The sequence below is a fragment of the Enterococcus sp. HY326 genome (assembly GCF_026157065.1).
Lineage (GTDB): Bacteria > Bacillota > Bacilli > Lactobacillales > Enterococcaceae > HY326.
On the sequence record NZ_JANLGQ010000002.1, the window covers coordinates 98,529 to 114,918 of the forward strand.

Genomic DNA, 16,390 nt, shown 5'->3' on the forward strand with positions numbered 1-16,390 from the left:
GAAAGCCAACTTGAAGGAGGTAGAAATGTGCAAACAAGAATGTTAGGTAATAATCATTTTCTTTCATCAGCCATCGGGTTTGGCTGCATGGGATTAAACCACCATCGAGGCGTTGTTAAATCAGCAAAAGAAGTCAAAGCAATTTTAGATCAAGCCCTCGATGCTGGCTATACGATGTTTGATACTGCGGAAGTGTATGGACCTTATACAAATGAAGAACTTGTGGGACAATCTTTAAAGGATAAACGCAATCAGTTACAAATTGCTACAAAAGGCGGTTTTCAAATTGATGGCTTGAAAAATTGGCCAGACAGCCGCCCTGAAACCTTGAGGAAATCGCTTGAGGGTTCCTTAAGAAGATTGCAAACTGAAACCATTGATTTGTATTACATTCATCGTGTTGATCCCCATGTTCCCATCGAAGAAGTTGCTTTTACCATGCAGCAATTTAAAAAAGAAGGGAAAATCAAACATTGGGGACTTTCTGAAGCCAATGGTGAAACAATTCGACGCGCCCATAACATTGAGCCCTTGACAGCTATTCAAAGTGAATACTCAATTTGGTGGCGTGACTTGGAAAAAGAAATTTTTCCAATCTTAGAGGAGCTGTCGATTGGTTTAGTAGCCTATAGTCCATTAGGCAGAGGCTATCTTTCCGGGAAAGTCACGGCTGCATCGATTGCTACGAAAAATGATAATCGCAAAGAGCTGCCCCGCTTCACCAAAGAAGCGTTAGAAGCCAATCAAAAATTATTAGACCTCTTGACAATAATTGCTCAGGAAAAAGCTGCCAGCTTGGCCCAGATTGCAATTGCTTGGATTTTAGCGCAAAAGCCGTGGATTATTCCGATTCCAGGCACCACAAATAACGAGCGTGTCCAAGAAAATGCTCAGGCTGCAACAATTTCTTTTACAGCAGAAGAATTAAGCAAGTTGAATCAAGCACTTGCTGCGATTACAATTGTCGGAGACCGCTATCCCCAAAGTGAAAAAGAACGCACAGGCAAGTAATTCTACAAAATTGATAGATGAGTCAAAAAAAATCCCCATCTTCGCTAGATTGTTTTAATCTAACAGAGGATGAGGATTATATTTTTACTGATGAGAGACTAATGAAAAAGCTTCTCCAGCGGCCAACACCTGAATTCGTTCAGGGTTTGTGACGACTGGAAATAAATCATCAGGGTTGCCATTAAAGACATCTTTATCAAAGGCGTCAACAGTACCCCAATGGCTTAAAAGTAAATCGGCATGGGGATAAGTGTTGGCTAATTTCATAGCATTCTCAAAACCAATATGCCAGCTGTTATCTGAAAAATCAAAAAGAATTGCATCCGGTTCAGGCAAAGTCAATTGCTCTGGCAGCAATCTCGAATCACCGGGAATAAAAAGTGAACCATCAACGGTTTTTAGATAAAAACCACAAAAATCTTCAAACTGAAAGACACGATCGAATTTTGTCGTGTCATTTTGCCAAGCATGATCAGCCGGTGTGACTTCGATTTCAATATCTTTGACCTTAAAATGGTCATGAAGGTCGTGGCCGCTAGCTGGTGCGCCAATTTTTTCTGTAAATAATTCAGCGACATATTTTGGTCCGTAGACAGCCGGTTCTAATTTTTTTAATTTTGTTAATGTGGGCACACTAAAATGATCATTATCAGAATGAGTTAAGAGCACTGCATCCAGTTGAGGAATGTCCGCTGCATTCAAAGGCATATCAATTAAAAGCGGAATGTCAAAGCCTTCAAGCACTGGGTCCACCAAAATGGTCGTCCCCCTACTGTTCATTAATAAACCAGAATTTCCCAACCAGTATAAAGTGGTTCCCTCTTGCTTGTTAAAAGCCTTCGTTGGAATAGGTTGTGTCTCATTTGGAATGGCTTGGCCTTTTTGATTTTTCATTTAATTTGATTTCCTTTCCGTTGATGGATTAATCGTTTCAATATAAGTGAAGCCTTCTTCATGGTAGGCAAATTTTATATAGCCGCAATTTGCCAGCTGTAAGGGTTGCTGACTCAAAGGATAAAATTGTTGTAAAAAATAAAAAATAGCACCATTGTGGGAGACGACTAAAGCATTTTCTTGAGTCTCCTTCATAATAGAAGTCAATTCTTTACGCATTCTTTGACGCACTTCCTCCGCTGATTCTCCGCCAAACTGTTCATAAAAATGCTCATAATTTTCCGGTCCTACCGGTTGCAGGCGCGTACTTTCTCCTTCAAAGCTGCCAAAATTCATTTCTTTGAGATTTTTTCGGCGGCTATACGGCTGATCCGTGATTAATTCAAGTGTATCACAGGCCCGCTCCTGTGTTGAAGAAAAATAATGGTCAAAAGTGATATTATGCTGAGTTAAATAATGTTTTGCTTGCAAGGCTTGTGCTTTACCAGCTTCCGTTAACGGGGAATCACACCAGCCTTGGATTTTGTGCAGCTGATTAAATAAAGTTTCGCCATGGCGCATAAGGTATAAATATTTCATTGTGGCCTCCAAAGTTTTTCTTTAGTGTACAACTTAAAGGTCACTGGAAGTCAAGGGGGGATTTGTAAAATGATGTTTGCTGGAGAAAAGAGTGGTTTAATTATTTTTGAAATAGACAGGTGGGGGGAGAGAGAAGATAAGAAATTAATCTGGCGGATGAATGTGATAATGCAGAAATGATGCAGAAATATTTTTCTGTCGTTGAAAACTCAGAAAATAAAAACTCCGAAACCCTTGATGCTCAGGTTTCGGAGTTTTGCTCATTTCCACAGAATTAATAGAAATGGAGACGGCGGGAGTCGAACCCGCGTCCAAACACATTGCCACTTCAACTTCTACGCTCATAGTCAATTCAATTGAGTTTCGCTTGGCCCGCTGCCGAATGACAGGCGACGAACTTCGCTAGTCTGATGAACTCTTCTAAATTTTACAGACGGAAAAATTTAGCGTATCCCACTTAGTTTTGAGACCCTTACCCGAGCACATGGGCGATGCCGGGAGGATCTACGCAAGCAGTTTTTAGGCTGCTAAAGCGTAAGAGTTGTTTTCGTTTTTAGCAGTTATATTTAACTGTAACGTTTTAACGTAGCCGTAACCTACGAAGCGCAATTCAAGCTCAAACTATGCCTGTCGAATCCGTAACGCCCCCGAAAATTAAAGGGTGCACGGGATTTGTGCTCAAACAGTATAACACGTCTGCAAAAAAAAGCAAAGCTCGCAGTTCAAAAAGTAAGAAACTTGTTGTACTCAGAAATTAATTGAAATCTGCTGGGTGGAAATTTAAATTAATTCAAAATGTTTTAGCGCCGGCACAATGCCGCCTTCAGTATTTTTAGCCGTGATGTAGTCAGCTGCTTCCTTCACTTCTGGGCGAGCATTATCCATCGCAATTGCTGTATCACAAGCTTCTAGCAAAGCTAAATCATTTAAACCATCGCCAAAGCCGAAAGTTGGCACATCTGTTAAGTTCAAATTGTGTAATAAATTTTTTACACCAGTTCCTTTGTTGGTGCCTTTTTTTACCGTGTCAATTGAAAAAGGCGAGTTACGATAAAAAGTTAGCTCAGGAAATGCGGCAAGATATTGTTCATCATGGTCGCTACCAAGAACCAATAGCATATTCACTGTTTCATCTGGAAATTCGGAAACAATTTCTGGCATGTTGGCATGAATAAAACTGTAGGCTTTTTCCATCGAATCATTTGTGTCAAAGGCCCAAATTCGGCGGGCATTGTAAAAGCTGACCTCATGACCTAAATTTTTGGCAAATTGGTAAAAACGCTGATAGAGTTCTGGCGGGAAAATATCTTGATAGACCGTTTCGCCATTAACTCGAATAAATTGGCCGTTCATCACAATGCAGGAATCAATGCCAGCTGCCTGCATAATTGTGTCTATTTCAACTTCTGTCCGGCCAGTAGCAATCACCGGCAGCACATGATTTTCTTTTAGTTGCTGCATGGCTTCGGTTATTTCTGGAGTAATTTGACTGTTCTCATTTAATAAAGTGCCATCTAAATCAAAAAATGCCACCGCTTTTAGCTCGTTCATGGAAAACTCCTTTAGACAATTTTCTCTCATTTTAGCAGATTGTGAAGAAAAACGGAAACTTTCTTGAAAAAAGACCGTCAACATTGGTCTTTTAAGGATTTTCTTGTATACTAAAGCAGAGGATATTTCATTTTTAGATAAAAAGTGGTTTGCTTAGTGCAGAATTTTTTTAAAATAGAAATTTTATATCATGAAATTGTAAAAGGAGCGAAAATGGATGAATATTTTAATGATTGAAGACAATGAATCTGTCTCTGAGATGATGCAGATGTTCTTTTTGAACGAAGGCTGGGATGCAACCTTTAAATATGACGGCAAAGAGGGCCTAGATGCCTTTTTAGCTGAACCCGAAAAATGGGATATGGTCACCTTGGATTTAAATCTGCCAACGATGGATGGTATGGTTATTGGTCGAGAAATTCGCAAAGTTTCCTCCACGGTGCCAATTATTATGTTGACGGCCCGCGACTCAGAAAGTGATCAAGTTATCGGTTTAGAAATGGGTGCGGATGATTACGTGACAAAACCCTTCAGCCCGTTGACCTTGATTGCTCGAATTAAAGCCTTGCATCGTCGTTCAGAAATTGCCGAAACAGCTGGACCGAGTGAAGGCGGCGGTGATAATAGTTTTGATGTGCAAACAGATCATTTCAAAATGAATACTAAAACCCGGGAAGCTTATCTCAATGGTAAGTTGATTGAAGGCTTGACGCCGAAGGAATTTGATTTGCTTCATACTTTAGCCAACAAACCACGGCAAGTATTTTCCAGAGAACAGCTGCTGGAATTAGTCTGGGATTATCAATATTTTGGTGATGAGCGGACGGTTGATGCCCATATCAAAAAATTGCGGCAAAAAATTGAAAAGGTCGGTCCACAAGTTATTCAGACCGTCTGGGGAGTCGGCTATAAATTCGACGACTCCGGTGCTGAACAATGAGATACCTCTATCAACAACTTTTAGCCTTTTGGTCAGTCATCATTATCGTGATGCTGATCATTGGCTTTTCTTTCACCCAACTGACCAGAAACACCATGGAGCAGAATAATTATCAGCAGCTGTTTAGTTATTCGAGTTCTGCATTTAATTTGGCAAAAAATAATTCACAATTGCAGTTTAATCAGGTTTTAGATTCGGCATCCAACTTATTTAGTCCACAAGGTGTTACTTTTGCTATCTTTGGAACGGACGGCAGTTTAAGTTATGTCTCAGCAACTGAAAATGCGGAATCTTCTGTTGAAGAAAGCTCAGTCTTGATTACTAGCAGTGAATGGGCGCAACTCAGTGATGATAATAATACACAAATGATTACGAAAACCCTGAGCACAGATCTTTACGGCAAAACAGAAACAACTTCATACGTGTTCAGATCAATGTATAATGGTTCTACTGGCGAGTTTTTAGGCGTTTTAGTCACTAGCCAACCTGCCCGTAATCTGCAACAAAGTATCCAAGCGATTAATTCAAACTTAATCAAAGGTTTTATCGTGTCCTTATTTATCGCCCTAATCATGAGTTATTATTTTGCCCGTTTCCAAGTCAAAAAAATCAATCGTTTGAAGCAGGCTACCAAGCAAATTTCTGAAGGGAATTTTGATGTGGAAATTCCCAATCACAACAAAGATGAGTTTGATGAATTAGCGCAAGATTTCAATAAAATGGCGGGCTCGTTAAAAGAATCAAATGAAGAAATCGAACGTCAGGAGGAACGCCGCAAGCAGTTTATGGCGGATGCTTCCCATGAAATGCGGACGCCATTGACGACGATTAAAGGCTTGTTAGAGGGCTTAGAATACAATGCGATTCCTGAGAATCAAAAGGAAAATGCGATTCATTTGATGCAGACGGAAACGGAGCGTTTGATTCGCTTAGTTACGGAAAATCTCGATTACGAAAAAATTCGGACCAATCAGTTGAGCATTGTGATCAAGAAGTTTGACGCCACGGAAACAATGGCGAAAATTTTAAATCAGCTGGAAAGTAAAGCCCAAGCCTCCAATGATAAATTGGAATTGCTGACCACAGACGCAGTCGATGTCTTTGCAGATTATGACCGGTTTACTCAGATTATGGTTAATATTTTACAAAATGCTATTCAGTTTACCAATGACGGCACCATTTCAGTTGCTGTTGACAAAGGCTACCTGGAAACCATCGTATCAATTACGGACACGGGTATCGGCATGGACGAAGCCCAACGGAAAAATATTTGGGAGAGGTACTACAAGGCAGATCCTTCGAGAACCAGCACGAAATATGGTGAGTCTGGTTTAGGTTTATCGATTGTGCAACAGTTAGTCAAATTGCACAAAGGTTCGATTGAGGTGGAGAGTGAAGCCGGTAAGGGGACAACCTTTAGAATTTCCTTCCCTGATATTGAATTGGCTGATGGGGAAGAAAAGCCGCAGCTGCCTGAAGAAAGCAGTAAATAAGAATAAAGAACCGCCGCTAACTATAGCCAAAATGGGCTGGTAGTTAGTGGCGGTATTTTATTGTGCCGTCAAGTTTTTCAGAACCGCCTAATTGATGAAGTTCTTTAGTTAAGAGGAATAGTCAACACAAAAAAACACTGCAAGCTCGACTTTTACTTTGCAGTAAAATCAAACTCACAGTGTGGGATGAAACTTATTTTAAAATGTAGCGTCCACATAATTGCTGTTGGCAATGGCGATATTATTTGTATAGCAGTAAATTTCCAAATGTTCATTGTAGGCCACTTGGTGCAACAGCATCAGCAGGTGCTGAATTTCCTTGGTATCTAGCTGATCAAAAAAATCGTTTAGATAGATAATTTTTTTATTTTGAATTAGGGCCAACAACAGCTGTAGCTTAATTGCGTTTAGCAAAGTAACTTCTGAAAACTTCTTTTGAAAATTAGCAGTGGGAATCGCTAATTCAGCTGCTAAAGCCTGCAATTCGGTTTCGTTGATGCTATTTTTTTTACTGCCAAGATAAAGGGTATCATTGACGGTAAGGTAGGGGATACCAAGTATCTGTCCCTCTTGATTGCTGCTGATAATCGCTAAATTTTTATCTGGCTTGACCAGTTGTTGCGCCAGCTTTTGGTTTAATTGCTGGCCGATATTTTCAGAGGAATCTAGATGAATGAAGAGTCCTGATTTTTGGTTGTCTAATGCTCCGGGTGTTGCAATCATATCCTCACCTCAATTTTTTGGTTAAAAAGCGTAATCCGATGAACTGCCAAAGCCCGAGCATCAGGCTCAAAAGGACGAGCACTAAGCCTAAACTTTTAGCAAAGTTTTGTAAAATCATCAGTAGGTTAAAGCCTTCTTCAAAATTTATATAAAACAGCGAGCTGCTTAAATCAGAGAAGGTCACAGAAAAAGTATCGTTGGTGGCGACTGCTAACGATTGATTCGCTAGATTTTCACTTGTCAAATGCTGCAATACGCCAAAATTTATTTGTTGCAAAAGCGTTTCATAATAGCTATCAAAAACTGATAATAAAGTCACAATAATCAAACAAACAAATAAAAGGGGAATCAGCAATTCTAAAAGGGAAATGCCCCAAATTTGCCAAAAGTTAAAACCAAGAAGCTTCCAATTAAGTAATTCAGCTAATTTATTTTTTAAAAAGAAAAATAAAATCGCAAACATCAGAACAACAAAAATCGCAATCGTTACGAGAATGGCAATTTCATAAACCTCCTCAACCGATGCTAATCGATTTGCTGAAAAAGGTGTGCTGGTGTCTGAGCTGAAGTAACTGATTTTTTGCAAGATTTGCATATAGAGCAATTGTGCACTGGAACGTAAATTGAATAACAAACTGATAATAAAAATAAAAAGCCCTAAAACAATACCGGTTAAAATCGATTGCTTTTTGTAATACTGGGCCCCCGACAGCGCATAGCGCAACTCTTGCATTTTTAGTCACCTCTTTATCAACTAATTATAAAAGTAAACTGTGAATAATTTATGAAAACTGTAAGGATTTGTTTGGAAATTCCCAAGTTTTTAAGCTATGATTATGGCAGCTATGTTAAATGAGGAGGAAAACTGTGAAGACTTGTGGTGTGATTGTTGAATACAATCCCTTTCATAACGGGCATCGTTATCATCTGCAAAAGGCTCGCCAGGAAAGTCAAGCGGATCTTGTGATTGCTGTGATGAGTGGCAATTTTTTGCAAAGAGGCGAGCCGGCGATTGTCGATAAATGGCAACGGGCCAACGCTGCTTTATTAAATGGCGCCGATTTAGTCTTGGAATTACCTGTTCAATGGTCAGTCCAATCTGCGGATTATTTTGCAAAAGGGGCTGTCAAAATACTGCAGGAAATAAATTGTCAGGCCCTTTGTTTTGGGACAGACAGTCAAAACCATTTTGATTATCAAAAATTTGGTGAGTTTGTTAGCCAGCAGCAGCCTCTAATTGACGAAACATTTCAAAGCTTAGCAGATAGTGATTTAAATTATCCGCAAAAAATGACCGCCGTCTTTCGCAAAATTTACCCTGAGAATCAATTGGATTTTGCTACACCGAATCATATTTTGGGCCTGAGCTATGCCAAAGAAAACGCCAAGTATCCTCAGCCAATGAAACTGTTGCCGATTCAGCGGGAGCAGGCCGGCTATCATGACCAAAAAGCCGGTAACGGTGATATTGCCAGCGCGACAGCGATTCGCAATTTGCTGAAGGAAAACGCAGCCGTTGATGATTTTATGCCGCAAGAAATGGCGGCAACATTAAAGGACTCACCGCTGATTGACTGGGAAAAACTGTGGCCTTATTTAAAATATCAAATTCTGACTAGCAGCTTAGAGGATTTAGCAAAGATTTATCAGATGAATGAAGGGTTGGAATATTTATTTAAAGAAGCTGTTGTGACAGCTAAGGATTTTGGAACTTTTATTGAAGCTTTAAAAAGCAAACGCTATACGTGGGTTAGATTGCAACGGCTCTGTCTTTATGTTTTAGGAAAAGTGACCGAAGAGGAAGTCATACAAGCACAAGCAAATTCGCAATTGCGAATTTTAGGCTTTACAGAAAGTGGTCAACATTTTATCAGCGAAAATCGCCACTTGCCATGGCTGAGCCGCTTCAGTAAAGAAAGTGGCTCAGCGTGGAACTTGACGGTTAAACTGGATCGGGTGTATCAACTAGCAGATGCTAAAATCCCCGAGGAAAATTTTGGACGACCACCGATTAGAGTTTAAAATCGCGAATCAAAGAAAATACTTCACAGAAAAGCCGTGGGCGAGTATAATATTAAAGGATGAATTTCTTTTTAAAGAAATAAACTGCAGAAAGCGAAGTGAGACAAATGGGTCGTAAATGGGCGAATATCGTGGCGAAAAAAACCGCCAAGGACGCAAACAACAGTAAAGTATATGCAAAATTCGGAATCGAAATTTATGCAGCAGCAAAATCAGGTGATCCTGATCCCCATGCCAATCAAAAATTGCGTTTCGTTATTGAACGGGCAAAAACTTATAACGTACCAAAACATATTATTGACCGGGCGATTGAAAAAGCAAAAGGCTCTGGCGATGAACAATTCCAAGAGTTGCGCTATGAAGGCTTTGGACCAAATGGCTCAATGGTGATTGTGGATACATTGACAAATAATGTCAATCGGACAGCCGCTGACGTGCGGGCCGCCTTTGGTAAAAATGGCGGAAACATGGGTGTCTCTGGTGCTGTTGCCTATATGTTTGATAACACTGCTTTGTTTGGTTTTAAAGGCGATGATGCCGATGATATTTTAGAATATTTGATGGAAAAAGATATCGATGTCAAAGATGTCGTTGAAGAAGATGGCCAAATCATCGTTCACGGTGAACCAAATGATTTCCACGTTATTCAAGAAGCTTTGAAGGAAAAAGGCATTGAAGATTTTTCAATTGCAGAAATGCAAATGATTCCGCAAAACGAAGTGACGTTAACTGGTGAGGACTTAGAAAAATTTGAAAAAATGATTGACGTCTTAGAAGATTTAGATGACGTTCAAAACGTTTACCATAACGTAGCGGACGCTGAAGAATAGAAAAAGAGACTGCGCATTAGTTTCTAACAGATGAAATTCCGAATTATCTTGTAATTGGTGGTGTTTGCCAAATATAAGATAATTCGGAAAAATCAGTTCTGTTTTAACTAATGTCACAGTCTTTTTTTATAGATGCCAGTAAGCTTGTGTTGTGCCATCAGGGGCGGTAAAGACAATGGTCGACGCATCGCCAACTGGATGCATTAAGGCAAATTTGCCGCTAACCATTGCGCCGTTACTTAAAATAGAAGTTTGCAGAGCCTGTTCTGCCATGTTAGGACTTAAGGTTTGTTCAATCAGCTGTCCTTCAGCATTTTCAATGCTAAACGTATTTTCAAGGGTTACTTGTGCAGTAGCGTCTTCTGCATTCATCATGATGGTCACTTCAAACAAGAGCCATTCTTGCCCTTCAGGCACATTTGGATTAGAAGGGTCCAAATCATGCATTTGGTAGTAGGCTTCTTCACCGGTGGCAATATTGGTCAAGTTGATTGAAAGCATGGCGGACTGAAGCGCATCGTTTTGGTCAGTAAAATTAAATTGAAAATTCAACGGCTGACCTAATGGCGCTGGATTTTCTTTTGCTCCTAATTCAATCGCAGGTGTCGAGCCTTCAGAATCAGCTGTGGAGGTTTCCGTTGCTGATGTGCTCAAATTGTTTAAACTACTTGAATCAGTTGTCGTAGTACTGCTGACGGTTTCACTGCTGGAGGATGAATCGGTTTGCGTGTCATCAGTTGAGCAAGCAGTCAAAAGTAAAGCTGTAGTTAGAACTAAAGGGATTCCCAATATTTTTTTCACAATATGCCTCCGAAAATAATCACTTTTTTTTTATGATAACAAAAATTTAGCGACTGAGATAGAGCTTTTAAAGGAGATTTACGAAAGGTTATCATTTTCTTTCGGTTTTGTTTTTGCGGCGATAAAATGAGCGTTTGATAGTTTTGGTAAATTTGAACAAACATTTTAAACGGCTTTTTTATTTGCTGAAAATTAATTTTGATAATCTTTATAAGTTTTGAAACCAAGTATTGTTCCTTTTTTACATCAGTTTCACAAACACCTCCACAAAATAAACGCCCAATCAACTTTCTCAAAAAATTGACTGGGCGTTTCATTTGTTGCCTAAAAGATTTTTTAATCTTCTTGTAAATAAGCCGTTTCTGGAACAGCTTGTAAAAAGTGACTAGTTGGACCATTGGTAAAAATTGTTAATTCATGCATGGCACGAGTGGTCATTGTGTAAAGAATCAATTGATCCTGTGGCGAATTGAAGTTCGTTTCATTGGCATCCCAAAGAAAAACTTGGTCAAATTCTAAACCTTTTGCTAAATAAGCGGGAATCAAAATAATTTGTTTTTTCATGAAATCATCTTCTGTTTCAATAAATTGAAGCTCAACTTGCAAGTCTTCTGCTAAGGAGCGATACAGCGCCTGACAATCCGCCAAAGATTTAGCGATGATGGCTGTGCGCCAGTAGGAATTTTTTTGCAAAAATTCTGTGAGTTTTGCAGAGAGTTGCAAGACTCCCGCATCTTGATTGTCAGTTTCCAGGAGGACTGGCAGTTTTCCATCTCTAGCGGTGGCTTCAATCGGGCTTTCTTCAGCCAAAAGAAAACTGGAAAAATCAGTGATTTGTTTGGTAGAACGGTAGCTAGTAGTCAGTTCAAACTGATGTACCTCTTGATCAGGAAAGAGCTGGTCAATCAAGGTGACAATCGTTTCGTTATCAAACACCTTTTGATTCAAATCTCCACAGAAGTTAAAGCCAGCTCGTGGATATAAATTTCTTAAAAGCCAAACCTGTGAAGGAGAGAAGTCCTGCATTTCATCGATGAAAATGAAGCGAGCCTTCTGATAGACATCCACAGGATAAATTTTACTCATTAAAAGGAAAAAGAGGACGCCGTCTTCTTGTAAAAGTTCCTTTTGGCGCAAACGCTGTTTAACTTCACCACTATTTTGCGCCCATTCGGCTGGGCTGACATTGCGGGCCAGCAAAATGCTTTGCGGGACTGATTGTAGAAAATGTAAATACTGTTTGCCATAATTAATAAAGCGGTAGCGATGAATTTTTCTGACTAGCGGCTTAAAGCGCTCTGCCACAATTTTTTGAGCTAATTTCCGACGAAGTTTGCGCTCATTTTGCTCCGTGTCTTCAAAATTTGGATCGTTGGCGACTACTTCATCAATCACCGCTTCAACGGCAGCTTTGACCCAATCTTTTTTCGCTTCGTCCTTTTGGAGTCCGCCGATTTTTTTCAAGAGCTTCGTCTGTAAGAGCTGCATTCTTTGATACATCGGCAACTGATCATTGGTTTCTTGATACCAAAAACGAATTTTTTCTTTTGGAATAATGGTTTCGCCGGAAATTTTCAAATCGCTAAACAAAGGTCCCAGCTCAGTGATAGAAGCCGCATATTTATCTAAAAAGGCCGGCAGACTGATACCAGATTTTAAGCGATTGCTTTTATTTTCCTTGCCGGTTAAAAAATTCTCCTCCTGTTGCATTTCATTGATAATCGTATATTGTGGCAACAGACGTCTCAGGAAAATCTGAAAGGTTTCCGTCGGGATGCCGCTTTCCCCTAATGAAGGCAGGACGGTAGAAATATAATCGCTAAATAAATGATTGGGAGAAAATAACAACACTTGTTCTGGGTCCAGCCATTTGCGATTGCTATAAATAATATAAGCGACCCGCTGCAATAACGCCGAGGTTTTGCCGCTACCGGCAATCCCTTGGACCATCAGGTGTTTGTGTTTGTCCCGAATAATAGCATTTTGCGATTTCTGGATAGTTGAAACAATGTTTTTCATTTTATCAGAGGAGGTCTCATCCAAAATATCCAACAAAAAATCATCCGTCAAGGTGTCGGAGGTATCCACCATCGACTGGATTTCGCCATCACGAATTTTAAATTGACGCTTTAAATCAAGACTGACATCGTGCCAGCCGTCGACGGCTTCATAGGAAGTTTCCCCAAGCTCGCTTTCATAATACAGATTTGCAATCGGGGCCCGCCAGTCAATGACCACTGGATTTTCCTTCGTATCTCTTAAAGAGGCGATGCCGATATAAAGTTTTTCCTGCTCGGCTTCTTCAGTGAAATCAATTCGGGCAAAATAAGGATTGCCCTCCATAATATCCAGCGCTTTTAGGCGTTTTTCTTGGGCCTCCAAGGTTTTATAGCGGATTAATAATTCCTGCTCATGCAGGCGATAATCCATCGCCGATTCATAAAAAGCTTCATCCGAGCCAAAGCGAATTTGCTGCTCGCCGGTTTGACTGCTGGCTTCCTTCATAATCGATTGGGCAACCTGTTGTTGTTTTTTTAATAATTGTGTTTCGTTATCGATAATGGCAATAGTTTCAGCCACATGTCCTTGTTCTAATTGACGTTCTGTTTTCAAATCAAAAGAGCTCCTTTAGCTTCAGCCTAAACGCTTCAGTCGGTAAATTATTCGTGATTTTTTTTATATTTGCGATTAAAAATTATAGCATAGCCAGCGCTAAAAAGACAAAAGGCTGTTTATTAAAGATAAATTTTCAACAGCGTGAAGGCCAGCGCCAAAGTTTCCCGCAGATAACTGTAATATTTTGAGGAATTTTCAGTGGCTGCACTTAAGCCCTGCAGATGCAGCCCTTGATGGTTGGCAATCAGTAAACTACGGTACATATGAAAGTCGCTAGTGACTAAAACGGCATCCGTTAAAGAGCGAAGCTGATGAGAAAATTGCAGATTTTCTTTGGTGGTTGTCGCCTGATCTTCTTCAATAATTCGCTCTTTGGCTAGACCACGCTGCTGTAGATAGCGACTCATCACCGCAGCTTCGCTAGCTGATTCGTCGGCTCCCTGGCCACCAGACACAATCACTGTGGTTGAAGGATGTTGTTGCAGGTAAGTAAAGCCGGTATCCAGCCGTTCCTTTAAAGTTTGGCTAGGAAGGGTGGTGCCGTGGCTAGTTTTTACTTGAGTGCCCAAAATCAGCATGGTTTCAGCTGACTTTTTTGGCCGAGCCTTGCGTTTTGAAAAAATTAGCAAAAAAATCAACAGGCCAACGCCAGTGAACAAGATGAAAATAAGTGCAACACTTGCAATCAGTGTTTTATAAATTTTTTTCCTCACGCTGTGAAGCCTCCATTTCTCCTTGAACAGTCTAGCAGTCTTCTTAGCATTTTTCGAGAACAAAACAATATTTTAAATAAATTTTGAAGATAAACTTTGTTATAATAAGAGAAAAACGAGGACTACTAATGGAGATTCATGAAATTACAGAAATAACTGAAGTTGAATGGGCACTTTTATTAGACGCCGACCCCGCAAAAGAGTTGGTGGCAGCGTATGTAAATCGCAGCCGTGTGTTTGGCATGGAGAAAGCTGGCAAAGTTGTCGGCATCATGGTGTTATTGCCAACGAGACCAGACACATTAGAAATTGTCAATATCGCTACCGATGCCAATTTTCGTGGGCAGGGTATCGCTACCAAATTAATTCAATTTGCTTTGGATTACGCCCGTAAAGCTAAATACCATAGAGTGGAGATTGGCACTGGCTCGACTGGTTTTGAGCAATTGTATCTCTATCAAAAATGCGGCTTTCGTATGGTGGCGATTGAACAAGATTTTTTTGTTAAACACTATCCAGAACCGATTATTGAAAATAATTTAGTGTTAAAGGATATGGTACGTCTAGCTATTGATTTATAAACACCTTTAAGGAGGTCTTATGAAAATTCAAATTGTCGGATATTCTGGCAGCGGCAAATCAACACTGGCCAGCTATTTGGCCGAGCAGAAAAAATTACCGCTGCTTTTTTTAGACTCGGTTCAGTTTACCCAAAACTGGCAGGAGCGTGATTTCGCAGAAAAAGAAGAGCTAGTGCAAACCTTTTTGCAGCAATCAGCTTGGATAATTGACGGCAATTATCAAACACTTTTTTTCGAAGAACGAATTGCCGCCGCTGATCAAATAATTATCATGACCTTTTCTAGATTTGCTGCTTTGTGGCGGGTCTTCAAAAGATATCTGACCTATCGTGGCAAAACCCGACCCTCGATGGCAGAAGGCAATCCTGAAAAGCTGGATTGGGATTTTATCTGGTGGGTTCTCTATCAAGGTCGCACCAAAGAACGTCGGCAAATGTTTACTGATATCCAGCAAGGCTATCCGCAAAAGGTTGTCTTAATTAAAAATCAAAAACAGTTAGACGCTTTTTATCAAAAAATTTCTTGATAAATTTTTTTCTGCAAACCTATTTTTTACATCAGTTCAACAGGAAATTTTGATAGTAAACTTTTGCAGATTTGAGATTTATTTTAAAGGAGAGTTCTATGGAAGAAAATAAATTGGTTGTATTAGCAAAGCAGCAGTATTTAAAAACTGAGCGACTCTTGCTAGAGCCTTTGCAACTTGACCATCTTTTAGATTACCATGAATATATTTCAGATGAAGAGACGTTGACCTATGAATTCTTTCCAACAACGTCACTGGCTGAAAGTAAAGAGTCGCTGGTATTGTGGAATTTGGCTCAACCATTAGGCCGCTATGCCATCATCTTGAAGGAAAATTACAAAATGATTGGTCATATTACGCTGCGATTAGCTGAGGACCAACAGTCAGCAGAACTAGGATATACCTTAAATAAAAATTTCTGGAATCAAGGCTATGCGACAGAGGCAGTCGCAGAAATCATCCGATTAGCATTTGCTGATATGGAGCTTACAGAATTAGTTGGACATTATTTGATAGAAAATGCTGCTAGCAGTCGTGTGCTAGAAAAAAATGGTTTTGTAGAAACGAGCCGAGAAAAACGGGAATCCTTGCGGGGTATAAGCAAGTTACACGGGACTGCGGTTTTGGTTAATTTGAATGAAGAGAAATGAAATAAGATAGAAAAAAGTTGTATTTATGTCACGGGATTCTTAGCAAATTTTGTCAAGTTTTGCTAAACTTAATGAAAATAAAAAAATAAAATTTCTGGAGGAAAACATCATGCCATTTGTTCACATTGAACTTTTAGAAGGTCGCACGCAAGAGCAGCTGACAAAAATGGTCAAGGAGGTCACTGAGGTTGTTGCCAAGAATTCTGGTGCACCCAAGGAAAACATCCATGTGATTATTAATGAGATGAAAAAAGGGACTTATGCGCAAGGTGGCGAGTGGCGCTAGATTTTTACTTGCATTTTCATTGAATAAGTGTTTAAATAATTTCTATAATTGATTGAAGAAAAAGACAACAGAGCTTGTTAAAGATTTTTTAGAGAGGAAAACCCCGGCTGTAAGTTTTCTAAATCCGCAAGTGCTGACCACTTTTTTAAACCTTTGCTAAATCCAGAGGCGGTC

The 16,390-nt window shown here is 39.8% G+C and carries 18 protein-coding genes and 1 other RNA gene; 9 read left to right on the forward strand and 10 right to left on the reverse strand.

All coding sequences use genetic code 11. The features are described from left to right. Window positions 1-27: 27 nt before the first annotated feature. Window positions 28-1,011, forward strand: a complete 984-nt coding sequence (locus ORH16_RS05085; protein ID WP_265456841.1) for an aldo/keto reductase — start codon at window positions 28-30, stop codon at window positions 1,009-1,011. 84 nt (window positions 1,012-1,095) lie between these two features. On the opposite strand, the gene ORH16_RS05090 is transcribed toward ORH16_RS05085, so the two are convergent. From ORH16_RS05090 to ORH16_RS05105, 4 genes are all read right to left on the reverse strand, one after another. Next, a complete protein-coding gene (locus ORH16_RS05090) occupies window positions 1,096-1,905 on the reverse strand; it encodes an MBL fold metallo-hydrolase (protein ID WP_265456842.1) in 810 nt (269 codons plus the stop codon). Beyond that, complete coding sequence (locus ORH16_RS05095; protein ID WP_265456844.1) at window positions 1,906-2,484, reverse strand: histidine phosphatase family protein; 579 nt, start codon at window positions 2,482-2,484, stop codon at window positions 1,906-1,908. 281 nt (window positions 2,485-2,765) lie between these two features. Beyond that, window positions 2,766-3,133: a transfer-messenger RNA gene (ssrA, locus tag ORH16_RS05100) on the reverse strand. 131 nt (window positions 3,134-3,264) lie between these two features. Further along, window positions 3,265-4,035: a Cof-type HAD-IIB family hydrolase gene (locus ORH16_RS05105; protein ID WP_265456846.1), complete on the reverse strand. Its 771-nt coding sequence runs from the start codon at window positions 4,033-4,035 to the stop codon at window positions 3,265-3,267. A gap of 217 nt (window positions 4,036-4,252) precedes the next feature. On the opposite strand from ORH16_RS05105, the gene ORH16_RS05110 reads away from it, so the two are divergent. Further along, window positions 4,253-4,975 (forward strand): response regulator transcription factor, encoded by a 723-nt coding sequence (locus ORH16_RS05110; RefSeq protein WP_265456848.1) that lies wholly within the window; start codon window positions 4,253-4,255, stop codon window positions 4,973-4,975. After that, window positions 4,972-6,468, forward strand: a complete 1,497-nt coding sequence (locus tag ORH16_RS05115; protein ID WP_265456850.1) for a sensor histidine kinase — start codon at window positions 4,972-4,974, stop codon at window positions 6,466-6,468. The genes ORH16_RS05110 and ORH16_RS05115 overlap by 4 nt, the downstream gene beginning before the upstream one ends. A 198-nt stretch (window positions 6,469-6,666) precedes the next feature. Here the strand turns inward: ORH16_RS05115 and ORH16_RS05120 are convergent, their stop codons facing one another. Both ORH16_RS05120 and ORH16_RS05125 read right to left on the reverse strand, forming a co-directional pair. Beyond that, window positions 6,667-7,191: a hypothetical protein gene (locus ORH16_RS05120; protein WP_265456853.1), complete on the reverse strand. Its 525-nt coding sequence runs from the start codon at window positions 7,189-7,191 to the stop codon at window positions 6,667-6,669. 4 nt (window positions 7,192-7,195) lie between these two features. Then, entirely contained in the window at window positions 7,196-7,924 is a 729-nt protein-coding gene (locus ORH16_RS05125; protein ID WP_265456855.1) for a hypothetical protein, read from the reverse strand. A 134-nt stretch (window positions 7,925-8,058) separates the two neighbouring features. Between ORH16_RS05125 and ORH16_RS05130 the strand changes: the two genes are divergently transcribed. Then, complete coding sequence (locus ORH16_RS05130) at window positions 8,059-9,213, forward strand: nucleotidyltransferase (RefSeq protein ID WP_265456856.1); 1,155 nt, start codon at window positions 8,059-8,061, stop codon at window positions 9,211-9,213. Between the two features lie 107 nt (window positions 9,214-9,320). Beyond that, window positions 9,321-10,043 carry a YebC/PmpR family DNA-binding transcriptional regulator gene (locus tag ORH16_RS05135; protein WP_265456858.1) on the forward strand — a complete coding sequence of 241 codons (723 nt, stop codon included), beginning with the start codon at window positions 9,321-9,323 and terminating at the stop codon, window positions 10,041-10,043. A 126-nt stretch (window positions 10,044-10,169) separates the two neighbouring features. Here ORH16_RS05135 and ORH16_RS05140 read toward each other — a convergent pair whose 3' ends face one another. The 4 genes from ORH16_RS05140 to ORH16_RS05155 form a co-directional block, all read right to left on the reverse strand. Continuing rightward, window positions 10,170-10,844 (reverse strand): hypothetical protein, encoded by a 675-nt coding sequence (locus ORH16_RS05140; protein ID WP_265456859.1) that lies wholly within the window; start codon window positions 10,842-10,844, stop codon window positions 10,170-10,172. Further along, a complete protein-coding gene (locus ORH16_RS05145) occupies window positions 10,841-11,161 on the reverse strand; it encodes a hypothetical protein (protein WP_265456861.1) in 321 nt (106 codons plus the stop codon). Before ORH16_RS05145 ends, ORH16_RS05140 begins: the two co-directional genes overlap by 4 nt. A 19-nt stretch (window positions 11,162-11,180) precedes the next feature. After that, complete coding sequence (gene helD / locus ORH16_RS05150) at window positions 11,181-13,457, reverse strand: RNA polymerase recycling motor HelD (protein ID WP_265456863.1); 2,277 nt, start codon at window positions 13,455-13,457, stop codon at window positions 11,181-11,183. A gap of 122 nt (window positions 13,458-13,579) precedes the next feature. Further along, a complete protein-coding gene (locus ORH16_RS05155; RefSeq protein ID WP_265456865.1) occupies window positions 13,580-14,173 on the reverse strand; it encodes a YdcF family protein in 594 nt (197 codons plus the stop codon). A gap of 128 nt (window positions 14,174-14,301) precedes the next feature. On the opposite strand from ORH16_RS05155, the gene ORH16_RS05160 reads away from it, so the two are divergent. The 4 genes from ORH16_RS05160 to ORH16_RS05175 all read left to right on the forward strand — a co-directional run bounded on the left by ORH16_RS05160 (window position 14,302) and on the right by ORH16_RS05175 (window position 16,216). Then, complete coding sequence (locus ORH16_RS05160) at window positions 14,302-14,754, forward strand: GNAT family N-acetyltransferase (protein ID WP_265456867.1); 453 nt, start codon at window positions 14,302-14,304, stop codon at window positions 14,752-14,754. Window positions 14,755-14,773: 19 nt separating this feature from the next. Beyond that, complete coding sequence (locus ORH16_RS05165) at window positions 14,774-15,280, forward strand: DNA topology modulation protein FlaR (RefSeq protein WP_265456868.1); 507 nt, start codon at window positions 14,774-14,776, stop codon at window positions 15,278-15,280. Between the two features lie 98 nt (window positions 15,281-15,378). Continuing rightward, on the forward strand, window positions 15,379-15,930 hold the full coding sequence (locus ORH16_RS05170) for a GNAT family N-acetyltransferase (protein ID WP_265456870.1): 552 nt from the start codon (window positions 15,379-15,381) through the stop codon (window positions 15,928-15,930). A gap of 109 nt (window positions 15,931-16,039) precedes the next feature. Beyond that, entirely contained in the window at window positions 16,040-16,216 is a 177-nt protein-coding gene (locus ORH16_RS05175) for a 2-hydroxymuconate tautomerase (RefSeq protein ID WP_265456872.1), read from the forward strand. Window positions 16,217-16,390: the final 174 nt, after the last annotated feature.